Source organism: Bradyrhizobium cedriense (assembly GCF_054602315.1).
This window is the reverse complement of sequence record NZ_JBTSWB010000007.1, coordinates 421,221-440,962: the sequence shown is the minus strand read 5'-3', so window position 1 is coordinate 440,962 and position 19,742 is coordinate 421,221. Positions and strand designations below refer to the sequence as shown.

13 protein-coding genes are annotated in these 19,742 nt (G+C 64.6%); 6 read left to right on the top strand and 7 right to left on the bottom strand.

Features of this window, described 5'->3' with window-relative positions:
• Positions 1-23 precede the first annotated feature (23 nt).
• The gene (locus ACYCVF_RS27460) at positions 24-1,466 is read right to left on the bottom strand and encodes a UdgX family uracil-DNA binding protein (RefSeq protein WP_459601625.1); all 1,443 of its coding nucleotides are present in this window, start codon (positions 1,464-1,466) and stop codon (positions 24-26) included.
• The gene (locus tag ACYCVF_RS27455; protein WP_459601623.1) at positions 1,466-2,701 is read right to left on the bottom strand and encodes a putative DNA modification/repair radical SAM protein; all 1,236 of its coding nucleotides are present in this window, start codon (positions 2,699-2,701) and stop codon (positions 1,466-1,468) included. The genes ACYCVF_RS27460 and ACYCVF_RS27455 overlap by 1 nt, the downstream gene beginning before the upstream one ends.
• Before the next feature lie 234 nt (positions 2,702-2,935).
• Here ACYCVF_RS27455 and ACYCVF_RS27450 point away from each other — a divergent pair, with 234 nt between their 5' ends.
• The 3 genes from ACYCVF_RS27450 to ACYCVF_RS27440 are packed head-to-tail and all read left to right on the top strand — an operon-like array spanning position 2,936 to position 8,713.
• Positions 2,936-3,763, top strand: coding sequence for an ImuA family protein (locus ACYCVF_RS27450; protein WP_459601621.1), 828 nt, complete (start codon positions 2,936-2,938; stop codon positions 3,761-3,763).
• Positions 3,660-5,255, top strand: a complete 1,596-nt coding sequence (locus tag ACYCVF_RS27445; protein WP_459601619.1) for a Y-family DNA polymerase — start codon at positions 3,660-3,662, stop codon at positions 5,253-5,255. The genes ACYCVF_RS27450 and ACYCVF_RS27445 overlap by 104 nt, the downstream gene beginning before the upstream one ends.
• The gene (locus ACYCVF_RS27440) at positions 5,252-8,713 is read left to right on the top strand and encodes an error-prone DNA polymerase (protein WP_459601617.1); all 3,462 of its coding nucleotides are present in this window, start codon (positions 5,252-5,254) and stop codon (positions 8,711-8,713) included. The genes ACYCVF_RS27445 and ACYCVF_RS27440 overlap by 4 nt, the downstream gene beginning before the upstream one ends.
• Positions 8,714-8,868: 155 nt before the next feature.
• Here the strand turns inward: ACYCVF_RS27440 and ACYCVF_RS27435 are convergent, their stop codons facing one another.
• Positions 8,869-9,639 carry an SDR family NAD(P)-dependent oxidoreductase gene (locus ACYCVF_RS27435; RefSeq protein WP_459601615.1) on the bottom strand — a complete coding sequence of 257 codons (771 nt, stop codon included), beginning with the start codon at positions 9,637-9,639 and terminating at the stop codon, positions 8,869-8,871.
• A 177-nt stretch (positions 9,640-9,816) separates the two neighbouring features.
• Positions 9,817-10,104: a hypothetical protein gene (locus ACYCVF_RS27430; protein WP_459601613.1), complete on the bottom strand. Its 288-nt coding sequence runs from the start codon at positions 10,102-10,104 to the stop codon at positions 9,817-9,819.
• 107 nt (positions 10,105-10,211) lie between these two features.
• On the opposite strand from ACYCVF_RS27430, the gene ACYCVF_RS27425 reads away from it, so the two are divergent.
• The 3 genes from ACYCVF_RS27425 to ACYCVF_RS27415 all read left to right on the top strand — a co-directional run bounded on the left by ACYCVF_RS27425 (position 10,212) and on the right by ACYCVF_RS27415 (position 16,148).
• Complete coding sequence (locus tag ACYCVF_RS27425) at positions 10,212-11,612, top strand: CoA transferase (protein WP_459601611.1); 1,401 nt, start codon at positions 10,212-10,214, stop codon at positions 11,610-11,612.
• Positions 11,613-11,805: 193 nt separating this feature from the next.
• On the top strand, positions 11,806-13,002 hold the full coding sequence (locus ACYCVF_RS27420) for an efflux RND transporter periplasmic adaptor subunit (protein ID WP_459601609.1): 1,197 nt from the start codon (positions 11,806-11,808) through the stop codon (positions 13,000-13,002).
• 29 nt (positions 13,003-13,031) lie between these two features.
• The gene (locus ACYCVF_RS27415) at positions 13,032-16,148 is read left to right on the top strand and encodes an efflux RND transporter permease subunit (RefSeq protein ID WP_459606687.1); all 3,117 of its coding nucleotides are present in this window, start codon (positions 13,032-13,034) and stop codon (positions 16,146-16,148) included.
• Positions 16,149-16,151: 3 nt separating this feature from the next.
• Here ACYCVF_RS27415 and ACYCVF_RS27410 read toward each other — a convergent pair whose 3' ends face one another.
• From ACYCVF_RS27410 to ACYCVF_RS27400, 3 genes are all read right to left on the bottom strand, one after another.
• A complete protein-coding gene (locus ACYCVF_RS27410) occupies positions 16,152-17,114 on the bottom strand; it encodes an amidohydrolase family protein (protein ID WP_459601605.1) in 963 nt (320 codons plus the stop codon).
• 140 nt (positions 17,115-17,254) lie between these two features.
• Complete coding sequence (locus ACYCVF_RS27405) at positions 17,255-18,652, bottom strand: TolC family outer membrane protein (protein WP_459601603.1); 1,398 nt, start codon at positions 18,650-18,652, stop codon at positions 17,255-17,257.
• A 220-nt stretch (positions 18,653-18,872) separates the two neighbouring features.
• Positions 18,873-19,652 carry an enoyl-CoA hydratase gene (locus ACYCVF_RS27400; RefSeq protein ID WP_459601601.1) on the bottom strand — a complete coding sequence of 260 codons (780 nt, stop codon included), beginning with the start codon at positions 19,650-19,652 and terminating at the stop codon, positions 18,873-18,875.
• Between the last annotated feature and the right edge of the window lie 90 nt (positions 19,653-19,742).

Here is a 19,742-nt window from a genome sequence, read left to right as displayed (position 1 = left end):
GCGATGCCTTTTCCTGCCAGTATTCAGGCAGCCCGTGCGGCCTTCTTCTGCAAGCCGGCGGCGATCTTCAGATCCTCGACGAAACGCCGATACTCCAGCACCTTGGCTTCCGGATCGGGCAGCCGCAGCAAATAGGACGGATGCACCGTGACGAGCGCTTTGCGTCCGTCGGGAAGGTCGATGAGCCGGCCACGGTTCTTGCCAATGGGAGTGATCTTACCGAACACGCTCTGCGCGGCGGTGGCGCCCATCGCCACGATAAGATCGGGCTGGATTGCCGCAACTTCCCGCTCATACCATTGCCGGCACGCCCGGATCTCGGGTGTGTTCGGCTTCTGGTGCAGGCGGATCTTTCCGCGCGGCACGAATTTGAAGTGCTTGACCGCGTTGGTGACATAGACCTTCTTGCGATCGACGCCAGCTTCCGCCAGCGCGCGGTCGAGCATCTGCCCCGCGGGGCCGACGAAGGGATGGCCGGCGAGGTCTTCCTTGTCGCCGGGCTGTTCGCCGACCAGCATGATGTTGGCGGACTTCGGGCCTTCGCCGAACACGGTCTGGGTCGCGTCCTTGTAGAGATGGCAGGCGCGGCAATGCGCGGCCTCCTCACTCAGCGCTTCGAGATCGTCGGCAGCAAGCTTGCGTTTCATCGGGGCCTCCGGCCGCTTCTGAGGCTTGTGCGGATCGGTTGCGGCGTTGGCGATCATGGCGCCGGTCATCCGTTCGGCGTCCTCGATCAGGGGCTTAATGATCGAAGCCTCGGGCAGGTTCCTCCAATATTTCTTCGGCATCTCGGCCTGCATCGCCTTCACCTTGAGCCGGGCTGGATTGAAGATGCTGGCGTAATAGCGCCGCCAGGTTTCCTCCAGCCGGTCTTCGCCCGGCGCTTCGCTCCTGCTGACGCCAGGCGCGAACGACAGTGCGTGGCCATCCCAGTGCGCGCAGAGGTCCGGCGTCAGGATCGACCAGGGCATGTCGGCGAAGCGTTTGGCGAAGAACGGCGCCGCAAGCTCGACGATGTGATGCTCCGGCTCGAACCAGGAGACGTAATGCGCCTGGCGCTCCCGGCCGATCTCGCGGAAGCGGACGAAGGCGTGCATCTTGTGCTCGTCGCGAAAGACCGCCTTTGCCATGGCCGTGACTTGCGCGACGTCAGGATCGGTCGCGACGTCGATGAGATCGTGGTTGTTCTTCAGCCGAAACAGCAGGCGATAGAGGATTGCAAAGCGCTGGGGATCGCGATGAAGGATCGCGGCTTTGGCGAGCTCGACGAATTTCGCGGGTACGTTGAAGGTGCCGTCGTTCACCTCGAGGATCGGAGAGGGCGAGGGTGGCGCGAACAGCTCTGCTTCGCCACCCTGTACGGCCCAGGTGACGTCGGCTGGCTTCATGTGATGAAGCACGAGCGTCCGCGCGGCTTTGCGCCAGCCATCGAAATCGGTTTCGCTGTCGAGGGTGATATACTGCATCAGAAGCCAAATCCCAGTTGCGTTGCCTTCGGCTTGAACCGGTCGATCAGCCGCGCTTCGTCGAGGCGGTGCGGCGAGGGGCGGTGATCGCTTAGGACGATGAACGGCAGTGCCTTGTTCCTGGGGACATGCAGCCGCGCGAGATCGGCAAGACGAATCGTCGTGGTGCGCCGCGTCGCGATGATGCGTTCGACCGCCTTGGTGCCGAAGCCCGGTACGCGCAGCAATTCCTCGCGGCTGGCGCGGTTGACGTCGAGCGGGAAACGGTCGCGATGGCGCAAGGCCCAGGCGAGCTTTGGATCGATATCGAGCGGCAGCATCGCGCTGTCGTCGACGATCTCGCCGACGTCGAATCCGTAGAACCGCATCAGCCAGTCGGCCTGGTAGAGCCGATGCTCGCGCAGCAAGGGCGGCGCGCGCAAGGGCAGCGCACGGCTGGCGTCGGGAATCGGGCTGAACGCGGAATAGTAGACGCGCCGCAGCCGGTAAGCGCCGTAGAGATTGGCGCTGGTGTGGAGAATGGTGTGATCGGAGGCGTTATCTGCGCCGACGATCATCTGCGTGCTTTGCCCGGCGGGCGCGAAGCGCTGCGGCTTGGCCTTTGACTTTGCGCTGCGGCTGTCCTCGGCCTCATCCAGCTTCAGCCGGAGCCGGCCCATGGTGCGGCGGATCGCGCGCACGTCCTTCTCGGGCGCGAATTGCTGCAGGCTGCCCTCCTCAGGCATCTCGATGTTGATGGAGAGACGGTCGGCATATTTGCCGGCCTCCGCGATCAGCGCATCATCGGCCTCCGGAATGGTCTTTAGATGGATGTAGCCGCGGAAATGATGCTCCTCGCGCAGCTTGCGCGCGACACTGACCACTTGCTCCATGGTGTAGTCGGGGCTGCGGATGATGCCGGAGGAGAGAAACAGGCCCTCGATGTAGTTGCGCCGGTAGAAGTCGAGCGTGAGCTTGACGATCTCGTCGATGGTGAAGCGGGCGCGCGGCACGTTGGAGGAGGCGCGGTTGACGCAATAGAGGCAATCGTAATTGCAGGCGTTGGTCAGCAGCACCTTGAGCAGCGAGATGCAGCGTCCATCCGGCGCGTAGGAATGGCAGATGCCCATGCCGGGCGCGGTCGAGCCCATGCCCCTGCCGTCGCTGGAATCCCGCTTCTCGGTGCCGCTGGAGGCGCAGGACGCGTCGTACTTGGCGGCATCCGCCAGGATTTCCAGCTTGCGTTGTACGTCCATCCTGGAATCCCCTTGATTTAGCTCACGAATCCGATTGAGCGCCAATTCAATTGACTCTTCTGGCCCCGTTAGCTTTATATTAGAACATATCATGAACAAATGAGCCAGCCGCTGGTTCTCTTTTGGGAGAGCCACGGCAATCACCCCTGAAGGAGCGGCGAGCATGCAGAGCGCGATCAGCAAAAGTGGTCGCCGGTTTTGCGTCCGATCGCGCTCTTCTTTTTGAGAGGGCGCATGATCTTGTCGCCAAACCGCTCACACTTTGGCGGATCATGCGCCACCGCACGTGGAAGCGCGCTTGCGATCTTGCGCGGCCAGATCGAGCGCATCGAGACGGCGGAGGTCGTGCATCAGCGCGATCGCGTCGCGCTCGGCCACGGCGAGGCCGATTGCGCGCTGAAGGGCGGGCTCGCGCGCGCGGCGATCCACGAGGTGTTTTGCGAAGGGCGTCAGGGCGCTGCCGCAACGGGGTTTGTCATGGGTCTTGCCGGACGCGTGAGCGCGCGTCGGCCGCTGCTGTGGGTGCGGCAGGATTTTTCGGAGATGGAGACGGGCGCGCTGTCGATGAGCGGGCTATCCGAGCTCGGCCTCGATCCGCGCCGCGTGGTGATGGTGCGCGCCGCCGATGTCGAGAGCGCGCTGCGCACCTCGGCCGATGCGCTCGCCTGCGATGCGCTGGGCGCCGTCGTGCTCGAACTCTGGGGCGAAACCAGGCAGTTCGATCTCGTGGCGAGCCGCAAGCTGACGTTGGCCGCGCAAGGCTCCGGTGTCACCGGGCTTCTGCTGCGCATGGGCGCGCAACCTTTGCCGTCGACCGCGGAGACCAGGTGGATGCTGCGCGCAGCGCATTCGCCGCCGAGTTCAGTATGGAGTGCCTGGGGCGCGCCGGTGTTCGATGCCGAGCTCTTGCGCAATCGTCATGGCCCATGCGGCCGGTGGATCATGGAATGGAATTGTGATGAGTGCCAGTTCAGTGAGCCGTCGACGTATTCTCAGCCTCTGGCTGCCGCGCCTGCCCATCGACAGGATCCAGCGGTTTTTCAGCAGCGCCGGGCTGGGTAAAGCCAATCATGAGCCGAGCATCGTCGTCATCAAGGACAACAATGCGCTGGTGATCCATGCGCTGGACGAGGCCGCCGAGCGCCTTGGCCTGTACATCGGCCAACCCTTGGCCAATGCGCGGGCGATGTGTCCTGACCTGAAGGTGTTCGATGCCGATACTGTTGCCGATGCCAAGACGCTCAGCGATATCGCCGATTGGTGCGACCGCTTCACGCCGCTGGTGGCGCTCGATCCGCCGTACGGGCTGTTCCTCGACATCACCGGCTGCGCGCATCTGTTCGGCGGCGAGGCGGCGCTGCTGAAGATGCTGGTTCGGGCGCTCGGCCGGCAGGGCTTTGCCGTCAGCGCTGCGATCGCGAGCACCTCGGTCTGCGCCCGCACGCTGACGCGGCAGGCCACGGGCACCATCGTGGCCGATGGCAGGGAGGCGGAGGCGATCAGCCGGCTTCCGGTGTCCGCGCTCGGGGCGGGCGAGGTGATCACCACCGGCTTGCGTCGTGCCGGTCTGAAGACCATCGGTGATGTCGCCTCGCGCTCGCCGAGCGAAATCACGGCACGGTTCGGCGCGCGGTTCTCCACGCTTCTCGCGCATGCGCTGGGACAGGGCGATGCGCCGATCAATCCGCGCAAACCGCTGCCGGATTACATCGTGGAGAAGCGTTTTGCCGAGCCGGTCGCGACCGACACCATGATCGCGATGACGCTGTCGCGGCTGGCTGAGACGCTTGTTACGTCCATGGAGAAGCAGGGCAAAGGCGCGCGGCGTCTCGATGCAGCCTTCTTCCGTACCGACGGCGTGGTGCGCGCAATCGCGGTCGAGACCGGACGCCCCGTGACGCGAAGCGCCGTGATCGACCGCCTGTTCCGCGAACGCCTCGATGCGCTCGCAGATCCGCTGGATCCCGGCTTCGGGTTCGACATGGTGCGGCTGTCGGCGAGCCGCACCGAGATCGTGGTGCAGGAGCAGCGCGATCTCGATGCGCATGTCCACGACAATGACGAGATTGCTGCGCTGATCGACCGCATCGCCGCGCGCATCGGAGGAAAGCGCGTCGTCGTGCATCTGCCGCAGGACACCCATATCCCCGAACGCGCGGTTTTGTCCGTCCCCGCTCAACATCAACTCGCCGCCGCCATGCAGGCCGAATGGCCGGCGCGCACCGAGAGCGAGCCGCCGCGGCGCCCCTTACGGCTGTTCGACAAGCCGGAGCCGATCAAGGTGCCGTTCGCGACCGTGCCGGATGGTCCGCCGCATCAATTCACATGGCGCCGCGCGCTGCATGCGGTGGTGCGGGTGGAGGGGCCCGAGCGCATCGCGATGGAATGGTGGCGGCAGGACGGCAAGCAATTGACACGGGACTATTTCCGCATCGAGGATGCCGAAGGCCTGCGCTTCTGGATCTTTCGCGACGGTCTTTACGAGGGGGAGACGTTCGACGGCGAAGGCAAGCCTGTTTCCCCCAACTGGTATGTGCACGGTCTCTTCGCATGAGCGCGCCCGCCTATGCCGAGATCGGCATCACCACCAATTTCTCCTTCCTGCGCGGTGGCTCGGATCCGCGCGCCTATGTGCATCAGGCCAGCATCCTCGGGATCCCCGCGATCGGCATTGCCGACCACAACACGCTCGCCGGCGTGGTGCGCGCCTACAAGGAGCTCGACAATGCCGAAGTGCTGCACAAGCCGAAACTGCTGATCGGCGCGCGCATCGTCTTCGTCGACGGCACGCCCGACATCCTGGTCTATCCGAGCGACCGCGCCGCCTATGGTCGGCTGTGCCAGCTTCTCACCCGGGGCAAGCGCGGCGACGACAGCATGCGGGTCGAAAAGGGTGACTGTCGTCTCACCTTCGCCGATCTCCTGGAGTTCTCGGAAGGCCAGCTGCTGGTCCTGACGTTGCCGCATCGCTTCGAGCCTGAGCAGGCGCTGAATGTTCTTTCAAAGCTGAAGGACAGTCGCGCCGCAGGCGTGTGGCTGGCGGCGAGCCTGATCTATCGCGGCGACGACAGGCGTCGTCTGGCGCGACTCGATGATCTCGCGACAAAAGTCCAAGTGCCGCTGCTTGCGACCAACGAGGTGCTCTATCACCATCCCGCGCGCCGTCCTCTCCAGGACGTGCTGACCTGCATCCGGGAGAAGACCACGATCGATGCAATCGGACGGAAGCTGGAGGCCAATGCCGAGCGGTTCCTGAAGCCCTCGCGGGAAATGGCGCGGCTGTTTCGTGATTTCCCCGAAGCGATCGCGGAGACCATGCGCTTTGCGGACAGGATCGACTTCTCGCTCGATCAGCTCAAATACCAATATCCCGACGAGCCGGTGCCGCCGGGCAAGACCGCGCAAGGACATCTGGAGGATCTGACCTGGGCCGGCGTCGACAAATATTTCGGCGGCAAGATCGACGACAAGCTGCGCGCGACGCTGAAGAAGGAGCTCGCCCTGATCGCCGAGCTGAAATACGCGCACTATTTCCTCACCGTGCACGACATCGTGCATTACGCGCGCAGCCAGAACATCCTGTGCCAGGGCCGTGGCTCGGCGGCGAATTCGGCCGTGTGTTACGTGCTCGGCATCACCTCGGTCGATCCGACCAAGGTTGATCTCCTGTTCGAGCGCTTCATCTCCAAGGAGCGGCTGGAGCCTCCGGACATCGACGTCGATTTCGAGCATTCGCGGCGTGAGGAGGTGATGCAATATGTCTATCGCCGCTACGGCCGCCACCGCGCCGCGATCATTGCCACCGTGATCCATTACCGTCCGCGCAGCGCCATCCGCGACGTCGGCAAGGCGCTGGGCCTGACCGAGGATGTCACCGCCGCGCTCGCCGATACCGTCTGGGGCAGCTGGGGCAAGGGCCTCAACGACATGCAGGTCAGGCAGGCCGGGCTCGATCCCAAAAATCCCATGATCAATCTCGCGGTCGAGCTTGCGACCGAGCTGATCGAATTCCCGCGCCATCTCTCCCAGCATGTCGGCGGCTACGTGCTGACGCAGGACCGGCTCGACACCTATGTGCCGATCGGCAACGCTGCGATGGACGACCGCACCTTCATCGAATGGGACAAGGATGACGTCGATGCGCTCAGCATGATGAAGGTCGACGTGCTGGCGCTCGGCATGCTGACCTGCATCCGCAAATGTTTTGACCTGATTGCGGACCACAAGGGCGAGCGCTGGGTGCTGGCGAGTGTCCCGCAGGACGATCCCAGGGTTTACGACATGCTGTGTGATGGAGAGTCGCTCGGCGTGTTTCAGGTCGAGAGCCGCGCCCAGATGAACATGCTGCCGCGCCTGAAGCCGCGGACCTTCTACGACCTCGTCATCGAAGTCGCGATCGTGCGGCCGGGGCCGATCCAGGGCGACATGGTGCATCCCTATTTGCGGCGGCGGAACGGGCTCGAGAAGGTGAGCTATCCCTCGCCATCGCCCGAGCATGGCGACAAGGACGAACTCTACAAGGTGCTGCACAAGACGCTCGGCGTCCCGCTGTTCCAGGAGCAGGCGATGCGCATTGCGATCGAGGCTGCACATTTTACGTCCGAGGAAGCCAACGGCCTGCGCCGCTCGATGGCGACCTTCCGCAATGTCGGCACCATCGGCCAGTACGAGGAGAAGCTGATCGGCAACATGGTGGCGCGCGGCTACGACCCCAATTTCGCCAGAAGCTGCTTTGACCAGATCAAGGGATTTGGCTCCTACGGTTTTCCTGAGAGTCATGCCGCGAGCTTTGCGCAACTGGTCTACATTTCGTCGTGGCTGAAGCACTATCATCCCGACGCCTTCTGCTGCGGCCTCTTGAATTCGCAGCCGATGGGCTTTTATGCGCCGGCGCAGATCGTCGGCGATGCCCGCAAGAACGGTGTCGAGGTGCGTGACATCGACGTGTCCTACAGCTTCGCGCAGAACACGCTGGAGCAGGGGAGTGGCAAATATTGCGCCGTGCGCCTCGGTTTTCGTCAGATCGACGGCTTTCATTGGCTCGATGAGGATGAGGAAAGGCTGAAATGCTCTCAGCTGTCATTCCGCGGCGCGCGTAGCGCGAGCCCGGAATCCATCGGGCCGCACGCGCCTGGAGGAATGGATTCCGGGCTCGATGCTGACGCATCGCCCCGGAATGACGACGTGGAGAAAGTCCAGGACTGGGCCGACCGCATCATTGCCGCGCGCAACCGCCGTCCCTTCACCTCGCTAGAAGACTTCGCCCGCGACACCGGCCTGCCCAAGCGGGCGCTGATCCTGCTGGCGGATGCCGACGCTTTCCGCTCGCTCGGGCTCGACCGCCGCGAAGCGCTGTGGCAGGTGCGGCGGCTGCCCGACGACGTGCCGCTGCCGCTGTTCGAGGCGGCGACCGCCCGCGAGCAGCCGGACGAAGGCGCAAAGCCATTGCCGGTGATGCCGCGCGCCGAGCAGGTGGTTGCGGACTACCAGACCATCCGGCTATCGCTGAAGGGCCACCCGATGGAATTTTTGCGCGAGATGTTTTCGCGCGAGCGCGTGGTGGCTTGCAGGGATATCAATCACGAGAACGAGCGGCGCCGCGTCCGCTGCGCCGGCGTGGTCTTGGTGCGGCAGCGGCCGGGCAGCGCCAGCGGCGTCGTGTTCATGACGCTGGAGGATGAGACCGGCATCGCCAATGTCGTGGTCTGGCCCAAGATCATGGAGCAGTATCGCAAGGAGGTGATGGGCGCACGTCTCATCCTGGTCGAAGGCTACATCCAGAGCAGCCCCGAGAAGGTGACGCATCTCATCGCCCAGCGCATGGTCGACCGCTCGCACGATCTGATCGGCCTCGCCAACGATGCCTTGAGCCGCAAGCATCCGGTACCGGCAGGCGCCACCGTCGTCGAGCCGCTCAACGAAGACCCTCGCGCGCTTGCGGACATGCCGGCGCAAAAAGTCCGCCATCCCCGCAACGTCCGCATCCTGCCGCCGTCCCGGGATTTTCATTGAAGGTGTAGCGTAACGAGAGGTCACCGAAGTAATCGCGGTCGTCATGCCCGGGCTTGACCCGGGCATCCACGCCCTTCGGCAGAACGGTGCGCGTGGATGGCCGGGTCAAGCCCGGCCATGACGGCGAGGACAATCTCGCAAACCAGGTTCGCTCTTCAAAAATTCACCCGGTTCGAGATCGCCCCGTCCACGACGAGATTGGATCCCGTCGTGAATCCCGACACCGGGCTTGCCAGAAACACTGCCGCGCTTGCGATTTCCTGGGGCGTTGCCATGCGTCCCGTGGGGTTGCGGCTCATCGCATCCTTGTAGCGCTCGGGCATGTTCTGCTCGATCATCTCCCAGACGCCGCCCTTGAAATAGACCGTGCCGGGCGAGACCACGTTGACGCGGATCTTCTTCCTCGCATATTGCCGCGCCAGTCCCTTGGCCATGTGGATCAGCGCCGCCTTGATCGGGCCGTAGGAGCTCGCCGTATCCGCCTGCGCCGCGGAGATCGACGAGATGATCACGAAGGCCGCATCGCCGCGGTTCGCGCCGCTGGTTTCGAGAAACGGCCGGGCGGCATCGAAGGCATGCACGGCACCGAGCACGTCGAGCCGAAAATTCTGCTCCCACGATCCGGGATCGCCGCCCTGTGCCATCGCGCCGGCATTGGAGAACAGCAAGTCGATGCCGCCGAGCTCCTTCGCAGCGGTTTCGATCCAGGATTTCAGCGCCGCGCCGTCGGTCACGTCGGTTGGGCTGCCGGTGGCCTTGATGCCGCTCGCCTTCAATTCAGCGACCGTGGCCGCAACCTGATCGGCGTTGCGCGCGCAGACCGCGACATTGGCGCCTTCACCGGCCAGCGTCGCCGCAATCGCGCGCCCGATGCCGCGCGTGCCGCCGAGCACGATGGCGTTCTTTCCTTTGAGACCGAGATCCATTGTCCGGGTTTCCTTGTTGTTGAGCGCAGCGAGTGTATCCGCTTGAGGAGAAACACAGAAGCCTCCTCATCGTAATTGCGAGCGCAGCGAAGCATCCAGAAATGCATCCCCGGAATGGTCTGGATGGCCTCGTCGCAAGGATCCTCGCAATGACGCGCAGAGCAATTGGCGCGCGCCTCACTCCGGCGCCGCACCGACCGGCGGGCCGCCGGGCGGACGGTGCAGGAAGGTCAGCGAGGCGTAGGCACCGACCCATGAGCCGATCGCGGCGAAGGCGACGTAGAACCCGTTCTCGGTGTAGCTGATCACTGCGTAAGAAGAGAGCGTGTACCAGATCGCGCTCCAGGTCGCGGCCGGCACGCGCTTGCGCGCGACCACGGCCGACGTGAACATCACATAGACCGCGTCGGTGGCCGCCGTTGCGACGAACACGGCGCCCGCGGTGAGGGGATCGATGGTGGCCATTGCAATCCTTTCTGCGATCGTGGGATGTTGAAATTAGAGCATGATCCGGAAAAGTCTGGTGTGGGTTTTCCGAGTATCGTGCTCATCCGAAAGGGAGAGAAGCGGCCATGCAAAGCCCCGCCGGCATTCTCAGGGACATCTGGACGTCCGCCGGCGGTGATCCGGCCGCCCTCGATCGCGTCCGGCTGACGGGCGAGGAGCCGCAGATCCCCTCCTCGTTTCGCGTCGCGGTCGCCGGGCAGACGACGATCGCTGCCGCCGGCCTCGCGGCCGCTGAAATCTGGCGGCTGCGCAGCGGCGAGCCGCAGGACGTCTCGGTCGACATGCGCCATGCCGTCGCCGAATGCCGCTCGGAGCGCTATTTGCGCCTCGACGACAAGCCGCCACCGCCGGCCTGGGACGCCATCGCCGGCGTCTACAGGACCGGCGATGGCCGCTTCGTGCGCTGCCACACCAACTTTCCGCATCACCGTGAGGCCGTCTGCAAGGTGCTCGGCTGCGAGGCGGAGCGGGAGAAGGTCCAGACCGCGCTGATGCAATGGAAGGGCGAGGATTTCGAGACTGCGGCTTACGCGGCCGGCGGCGTCGCTGCCCTGATGCGCTCTTACGACGAATGGTCGGCATTGCCCCAAGCGCGTGCGCTCGCGCAATTGCCGCTGATCTCGATCGAGAAGATCGGTGAGGCGCCACCGAAGTCGTGGCCAGCAGGCGATCGTCCGCTCGCGGGCCTTCGCGTGCTCGATCTCTCCCGCGTCATCGCGGGGCCCGTCGCCGGCCGCACGCTCGCCGCGCATGGCGCCGATGTGCTGCTGGTGTCAGGACCGGAGCTGCCCGCGATTGACTGGCTCACTATCGACACCGGCCGCGGCAAGCTCGCCACTTTCATCGAACTGAAGAGCGCGGCGGGCAGGGCGCAGCTGCGCGCGTTGTTGAACGATGCCGACATCTTCTCGCAAGGCTATCGTCCGCGCGCCCTCGCGGCTCTCGGCTTCGCGCCCGAGGACGCCGCGAAAATCAATCCGGGCATCGTCTATGTGACGCTGTCAGCCTATGGCCACGACGGCCCTTGGGCGGAGCGGCGTGGCTTCGACTCGCTTGTGCAGACCACGACGGGCTTCAACGATGCGGAAGGGAAGGCCGCCGGCATCGACGGTTCCAAGGAATTGCCGGCGCAGATGCTCGACCACGCCACCGGTTATCTGATGGCATTCGGCGCCATGATCGCCAAGGCGCGCCAGGCCCGCGAAGGCGGCAGCTGGCACGTGCGCGTGTCGCTGGCGCAGACCGGGCGATGGCTGTGGAATCTCGGCCGACTGGACGGCGGGCTGAATACCCCGGATCTTACGAGTGAGGCCGTACATACTACGTTCATCGAAAGCATGCCATCTGGCTTCGGTATGTTGAAAGCGGTGCGCCATTCGGCGCTGCTGTCGGCCACGCCGGCGCGATGGAGTCGTCCGGCGACGCCGCTCGGCAGTCATCCGGCGCGGTGGCCGGAGCGAAGCTGACATGAAGCTGACACGTCGCAAAACTTTAACGCAAACCGCAAGGGACCCGGCGTTTTTTAGGTTGTTTGAAATCCCAATTCGGCACTATTAGCGCGACCGATGCGGCAGTCATTTGCCGAGATCGTCGCAGACACGACTGGGCTCAGCGGTGATTGAAAAGACCAAGCGATCGCAGGTGTTTACAAAACGACGGATGATCGCCTCCGTGGTTTTGCTGGCTGTTGCCGGTGCCGCAGCCTACGGCTCGATGCCTTCGCGAGCCAAGGAAAAGAAGCACTCCGAGATCTCGAGCCAGTCGCGCAAGAATGTGCAGACCTTCACGCCGACACCGTCCGAATGGGCGACGCTGACGATCGAGCCGGTCAAGGCCAGGAGCTTCAGGGCCGAATACGTCACCGAGGGCAAGGTCGCGGTCGACGAGGACCGATCGACGCCGGTGTTCTCGCCCTATGCGGGCCGGGTCACCAAGCTGCTCGCCAAGCCTGGTGAGAGGCTGAAGCAGGGTCAACCGCTATTCACGATCGAGGCCGCCGACACCGTGCAGGCCCAGAACGATTTCATCGCGGCGATGACCTCCCAGAACAAGGCGAAGTCCGCGCTCGAACTCTCCGACATCCAGTTCAAGCGCGCCAAGGACCTTTATGAGGGCCATGCCATTCCGCTGAAGGATTACCAGCAGGCGGAAGCGAGCCAGGTCCAGGCGCAGAACGACATGCGCTCCTCGGGCACGGCGCTGGAGGCCGCGCGCAACAAGCTGCGCATCCTCGGCTTCACCGAGGAGACCATCAAGGCGTTCCAGGACAAGGGCGCCATCAATCCGGAAATCACGATCTACTCGCCGATCGCGGGCACCGTCGTGCAACGCAAGATCGGCCCCGGCCAATACGTCAGTTCCGGCGCCAGCGAGCCGGTCTTCGTGGTCGGCGACCTCTCCACGGTCTGGCTCACCGCCTTCGTGCGCGAGAGCGATGCGGCCGCGGTGTGCATTGGGCAGGACATCACCGTCAACGTGATGGCGCTGCCGGGCCGGCCGTTCACCGCCAGGATCAATTACGTCGCCGCCGCGATCGATCCCAACACCCGCCGCCTCCTGGTCCGCGCGACCATCGACAACAAGGACGGCCTGCTCAAGCCGGAGATGTTCGCGAACGTCACGATTTATTCGGCGGGCGACCGGGCCGCGCCGGCGGTGCCGAAGCAGGCGTTGATCTATGAAGCCGACAAGGTCCGACTCTGGGTCGCGCGGGAGGACAAGTCGGTCGAACTGCGCCAGATCAAGACCGGCCTCATCAACGGCAACCTCGTCGAGGTCACCAGCAATCTGAAGCCCGGCGAGCAGATCGTCACCAAGGGCAGCCTGTTCATCGACCGCGCGGCGTCCGGCAGTTGATCGACGACCCAGGAAAATTGAAGACCTGAATGGATCGTCTCGTTGCCCTTGCCGTCAACCGGCGCTTCCTGATGGTCGGCATGTTCGTCGCCGTGCTGATCGGCGGCCTGATCGCGTTCAACCAGCTCAACATCGAGGCCTATCCCGATCCGACCCCGCCGATGGTCGACATCGTCACGCAAAGCCCGGGCCTGTCGGCGGAGGAGATCGAGCGCTACATCACGATCCCGATCGAGACGCAGGTCGCGGGTCTGAAGAACCTCACGTCCATCCGTACCATCTCGCTCTACGGCCTCTCCGACGTCAAGCTCCAGTTCTCCTTCGCCTACACCTATGACGAGGCCTTGCAGCAGGTCTTGAACCGGCTGGCGCAGCTCGCGCCGCTGCCAGGCAACGTGCAGCCGCAAATCTCCCCGCTCAGCCCGATCGGCGAGATCTTCCGCTATCGCCTGGTCGGCCCGCCGAACTACAGCGTGCTCGACCTCAAGACCACCCAGGACTGGATCCTTCAGCGCCGCTTCCGAGCCGTACCCGGCGTCATCGACGTCACCGGCTGGGGCGGCAAGAGCAAGACCTACGAGCTCCAGGTCGACTTCAACAAGCTCGTCGCCAACGGCCTGACGCTGCCGCAACTGCTCCAGGCCGTCGGAAATTCCAACGTCAACGTCGGCGGCAACACCGTCGATATCGGCCAGCAATCGGCCGTGGTCCGCGGCGTCGGCCTGATCCGCTCGATCGACGACCTCGCCAACACCATGGTGGCCCAGACCGGCGGCAATCCGGTGCTGGTCAAGGACGTCGCAACCGTCACAATCGGTCAGAAGCCGCGTCTCGGCATCGCCGGTCTCGACGACACCGACGACATCGTGCAGGGAATCGTCCTGATGCGCCGCGGAGAACAGAGCTCGCCGACGATCAAGCGCGTCCATCAACTCGTTCAGACCATCAACAACTCCAGTATCCTGCCGCCCGGCGTGCGCATCGAGCGCATCTACGACCGCGGGGACCTGATCGAGCTCACGACCCATACCGTGCTGCACAACATGGTGGTCGGCATCTTGCTGATCGTGCTCTTGCAGTGGATATTCCTCGGTAATCTCCGAAGCGCGCTGATCGTCGGCGCGACGATTCCGTTCGCGCTGTTCTTCGCCGTGATCATCCTGGTGCTGCGCGGGGAATCGGCGAACCTGTTGTCCGTCGGCGCGATCGATTTCGGCCTGATCGTCGATGCCACCGTCATCATGGTGGAGGCGATCTTCCGCCGCCTGACGCAGACGACGCCGATTTCGGAATCCGGGCATATGTCGCCCGAGACGCTGTTCGGCATGAAGAGCCACGCTATCCTCAGCGCAGCCGCCGACGTCTCGCGCTCGATCTTCTTCGCCGCGGCGATCATCATCGCGGCGTTCCTGCCGCTGTTCACGTTGTCCGGCGTCGAGGGCAACATCTTCGGGCCGATGGCCCGCACCTACGCCTACGCGCTGGCCGGCGGACTTCTTGCGACGTTCACCGTCACGCCGGCGTTGTCCGCGATCATCCTGCCCGCGCATGTCGAGGAAACCGAAACGAAGGTGATGCTGATCCTGCATCGGTTGTACTCGCCGCTGCTGCAATGGGCGGTCGCCAATCGAAAGATGGTGCTCGGCGGTGCGATCGGCCTCGTGGTGATGACGGTGGCGCTCAGCCGGCTGCTCGGCCTCGAATTCCTGCCGAAGCTGGAGGAGGGCAATCTCTGGATTCGCGCCACGCTGCCGCCGACCATCTCGCTCCAGGAAGGCAACAGCTACGTCAACGAGATGCGCAAGGTGATCCGCGCCCGGCCCGAGGTCGAATCCGTCGTGTCGCAGCACGGCCGTCCCGACGACGGAACCGATGCCGCCGGCTTCTTCAACGCGGAGTTCTTCGCGCCGCTCAAGCCCGTGAGCCAGTGGCCGGGGACGCGTGACAAGGAAGAGCTGACCGCCGAGCTGCTCAAGCAGCTCGACGACCGCTTTCCCGGCGTCGAGTTCAACTTCTCGCAATACCTCCAGGACAACGTCTCCGAAGCGGTCTCCGGCGTGAAGGGCGAAAACTCGATCAAGCTGTTCGGCAGCGATCTTCAGGCGCTGACCGACACCGCCAACAAGATCAAGTCGGTGCTGGCGACCGTGCAGGGCGTCACCGACCTGGCGGTGTTCACCTCGCTCGGGCAACCGACCGTCCAGATCGACATCGACCGCGCCAAGGCCGCGCGCTACGGCCTGGCGCCGGGCGACATCAATGCCACGATCAAGGTCGCGATCGGCGGCGACACCGCAGGCGACCTCTACGAGCCCGGCAGCGACCGTCACTTCCCGATCATCGTGCGCCTCGCGCCGGAATACCGCAGGAGCGCGGAGGCGATCCAGAACTTGCGGATCGGCGCGCCCGGGCCGAACGGTGCCGTCACGCAGATCCCCTTGAGCGAGGTCGCCACCGTCAGCCTCGTCTCGGGCGCGGCCTATATCTATCGCGAGCAGCAGGAGCGCTATCTGCCAATCAAGTTCTCGGTGCGCGAGCGCGACCTCGGTAGCGCGATCCGCGAGGCCCAGGACAAGATCGCCGAGCAGGTGCAGCTGCCGCCGGGCTCGCACATGGAATGGGTCGGCGAGTTCGGCAACCTCCAGAACGCGATCCGGCGGCTGTCGATCGTGGTGCCGATCTCGCTGGGGCTGATCGGCCTGCTGCTCTGGTTCAATTTCGGCTCGATGACCGACACGCTGCTCGCGATGAGCGTGATTCCGATGGCGATCTTCGGCGGCGTGCTGGGCCTCTTGATTTCCGGAACGGCGTTCAGCGTCTCCGCGGCGATCGGCTTCATCGCGCTGTTCGGCATCGCCGTGATGGACGGCATCATCATCCTGTCGCAGTTCAATCAGCTCATCGAGAAGGGCATGGACCGCATGAGCGCGGTGGTCCGCACCGGCGAGCTACAGCTCCGCCCCGTGCTGATGACCTGCGTCGTCGCCGGCGTCGGCCTGTTGCCGGCGGCGCTGTCGGAGGGCATCGGCTCGCAGGTGCAGAAGCCGCTCGCCGTCGTCGTCGTTACCGGCATGATGCTGGCGCCGGTCGTGATTCTCGTGACCCTGCCGGTCCTGATCTCGTTCTTCTCGCGCCGCGCGCGCTGAGCGTCAGAATCCGTACAGCCGCGCCGGATTGTCGACTAGGATCTTCTTGCGCACATCTGCTTGGGGTGCCCACACCGGAAGCTGGTTGAGCAGGCGGCCGTCGTCGATCTGGTAGAGTGGCGCGATGTCGGTGGGCTTGCGTCCCTCGACGCGGCTGGCATCCGGATGCGGCCAGTCGGTTCCCCAGATGATGCGGTCCGGATTCGCCGTGATCAGCGCGCGGGCATAGGGCGCCATGTCCTGATAGTCGGGCGCGAGCTTCGACGAACGATAGGCGCCGGAGATCTTCACATAGGCCTTGCCGGACTTGACGAGTGCGATCAGGTCGGCAAATCCGGGTTGCTCCAGGCCGAGCGAAGACTCGAGACCCCCGAAATGGTCGAACACGACGGGTACCGGTGCAGTCTCGACGAGGTCCTTGATCGCCGAGATCATCGCGAGCGAGGTGTAGAGCTGCACGTGCCAGCCGCGCGCTTTCATACGCTCGACAGCGGCGGTGAAGCGCGGCCGCCCGACATTGGGGTCATTGACGCCGCCGGTCGCGAGATTGAGACGGATGCCGCGGAAGCCGTCTTGATGCATCGCATCGAGTGCGCCCTCCGTCGTCTTGTCGTCGATCACGGCGACCCCGCGGGCGGTCCCGCCGCGCGCCTTCATGCCGAACAAGGTCGAGGAATTGTCGGTGCCGTAGACGCTCGGCGTCACGATCACCACGCGCTCGACATGCAGCGCCTTGTGCAGCGCCGCCATTTCTTCGGGGCTCGCCGGCTCCGGCGTATAGACGCGCCCCGCGAAGAACGGAAATTTTTCAGGATCGCCATGAATGTGGGTGTGACAGTCGCAGGCATGGGCCGGGACGTCGAAATTGACCGGCGTCGCAGGCTGTGCCGCGCGGGCGTTGGCTTTGCTGGTCATGGCTGCTCCGGCGGCAAGGGAGGCGAACAGGACGCCGCGACGGCTGAGCATGGTTTCTCTCCCTGCTTCTGCTTCGTTGTTTTTATCGAACCGAGAATATCACATTGGCAAGCTCGGTGGGGCTTTTGGCAAGCCCACCATCAACCCGGTAATGCGATCTCTTGCAGGCCAGCTAGGAAGAGTTCCGCCCTTTACTGCCCTGACGGCGTGCGCAGGCCGTGCCAGGCGTCGCGGACCTGGTGGTAATGCACCTCAGGCAGATAGTCCGGCGTGTTCAGGTTCAGCGTCTTGACGTCGAGATGGCCGATGGCGCTGAGCAGCGTGTAGGAGGCGATGACACGGTCGCGTTGCGCGCCGATCAGGCGGGCCTTCGCCTGGATCAAATCGGCTTGCGAGTTCAACACGTCCACCGTGGTGCGTTGTCCGCCGGCGGCTTCGCGCTGCACGCCCTGGAGCGCCACGGTTGCGGCCTTCACCTCGGACTCCGAGGCCGAGACCGCAATCTTCGCGCCTTCATTGGCAGTCCAGGCACTCACGGCCGCCGTGCGCGCCTGGTTCCGCACCTGGTCGAGCACGAGCCGGCTCTGCGCCGTGATCTCCTTGGCCTGACGGGTCTGCGCCGCGGCCTGACCGCCGTCGTAGATCGGCGCGGTGACATTGGCGACGATCGAGGCCTGGTCCTCGGCGAAGGTGCCGAGCGTCGGGTCGTTGTTGCGACTCTTGCTGGCGCTGCCCTGGATGGTTGCGCTCGGCAGCAGCGTGCCTTCCACGATGCGGATGTTGGTGGAGGCAACGTCGACGTCGAAGCTGGCGGCCATCACCGCCGGGTGCTGGCGGATCGCCATCGTCATGGCGTCCTCGCGGCTCTTCGGCAGATAACGGTCGACAGCCTCGGCCGCGCGAAGCTGCGACGGCGCATTGCCGATTACTTGCGCATAGGTCGCCTGGCTGACGGCGAGCGCGACCTCCGCCGCATTGAGATCGGCAAGGCCGCGGTTGAGACGCGCCTCGGCCTGGGCAGAGTCGGTGGGTGTGACGTCGCCGGCGTTGAGGCGGCGCTGGGTGACCGCGAGTGTCTCGCGCAGGAAGGCGACGTTGGAGCGCTGTGCCTCGACCAGCGACTGGTTGGCGAGCACGTTGGTGTAGGCGGTGACCGCATCGAGCAGCACGCCCTGGCCGACATTACGCAGCGCCTCGCGGCCCGACTGCACCTGGAGTTCGGCGGCGCGCACGCTGTTGGCGGTACGGAAGCCGTTGAACAGTGTCTGCGTCACGGTGACGCCGATGATCCAGGGCTTCAGGTTTGCGGTCTGAATGGTGTTGTCCGGCAAAAGGTTCCGGACCGATTGCAGACCGGCGCTGAGGCTCGCCACGATCTGCGGCCGGTAGCCGGCCAGCGCCTGCGGCACGTTCTCGTCGGTGGCGCGCTGGCGCGCGCGCTCGGCATTGAGCTGCGGATTGGTCTGGTACGCCTTGGCGAGCGCCTCTGGCAGGGCTTCGGCCCATGCAGCGGAGGGCAGGGCGCACGAAAGCACCAGCATGGTCCATGTCGCAAGCACGCGACCCACGCCCGATCGACGTCGCGTCATCACGCGACCAGCTCTGGCGGTACGCCCTATCATGTAATCCCGCAAAACCCTGGCTGTCTGCCCCCGCCGACGATGGCCTCTTAACTGTTTAACCAGCCGGGGTCGCGCAGGCAAACTGCCGCGGGGGAAACCCCCATGTATTCCGTGCTTGTTGCAGAGGCGTCACAGCCGCTTTGGGGGAAACGCCAGAGCCTTACATCCGCCTGACCGGTCGCTGGCGCTACCGGTTCTTGTTCACCGGCTTGCGCTTCTCGATGAATGCCGCCATGCCCTCGGAGCGGTCTTCCAGCGCAAAGGTCGCATGGAACAGGTTGCGCTCGACGCTCATGCCCTCGGCAAGCGTGGTCTCGAAGGCGCGGTTCACCGCTTCCTTGGCCATCGCGGCTGCGGGGCGCGACATCGCGGCGATCTTCTCGGCTGCCGCCATCACTTCGTCCATCAGCTTGTCAGCGGGGACGATGCGGCTGACGAGGCCGGAGCGCTCGGCTTCCGCCGCATCCATCATCCGGCCGGTGAGGCAGAGGTCCATTGCCTTGGACTTGCCGATCGCGCGCGTCAGGCGCTGGGTACCGCCGATGCCGGGAATTGTGCCGAGCGTGATCTCGGGCTGGCCGAACTTCGCGGTGTCGGCGGCGATGATGAAATCGCACATCATGGCGAGCTCGCAGCCGCCACCCAGCGCATAGCCGGCAACCGCCGCGATTGTTGGCTTGCGGCAACGCGCGACACGGTCGCCGCCGATCGCGGCAAAATCCTCGGAGAACATGTCGATGAAGGCCTTGGGCTGCATCTCCTTGATGTCGGCGCCGGCGGCAAAGGCCTTCTCGTTGCCGGTCACGACGATGCAGCCGATGGCATCATCGGCCTCGAGATCGTCGATGGCCGCGGCGATCTCGCGAAAGACTCCGAAGGAGAGCGCGTTGAGCATCTTCGGCCGGTTCAGCTTGATGATGCCGACAGCGCCGATGCTTTCGACGATGATGTGTTCGAACGTGCTCATGCTCCACCCACGCTTTTGATTGAGCGGGCAATGTGCCCGCTGGCGCGGTGGGCTTCAAGGGGCTAAAGGCCGCCGGAACGCGACGAGAGG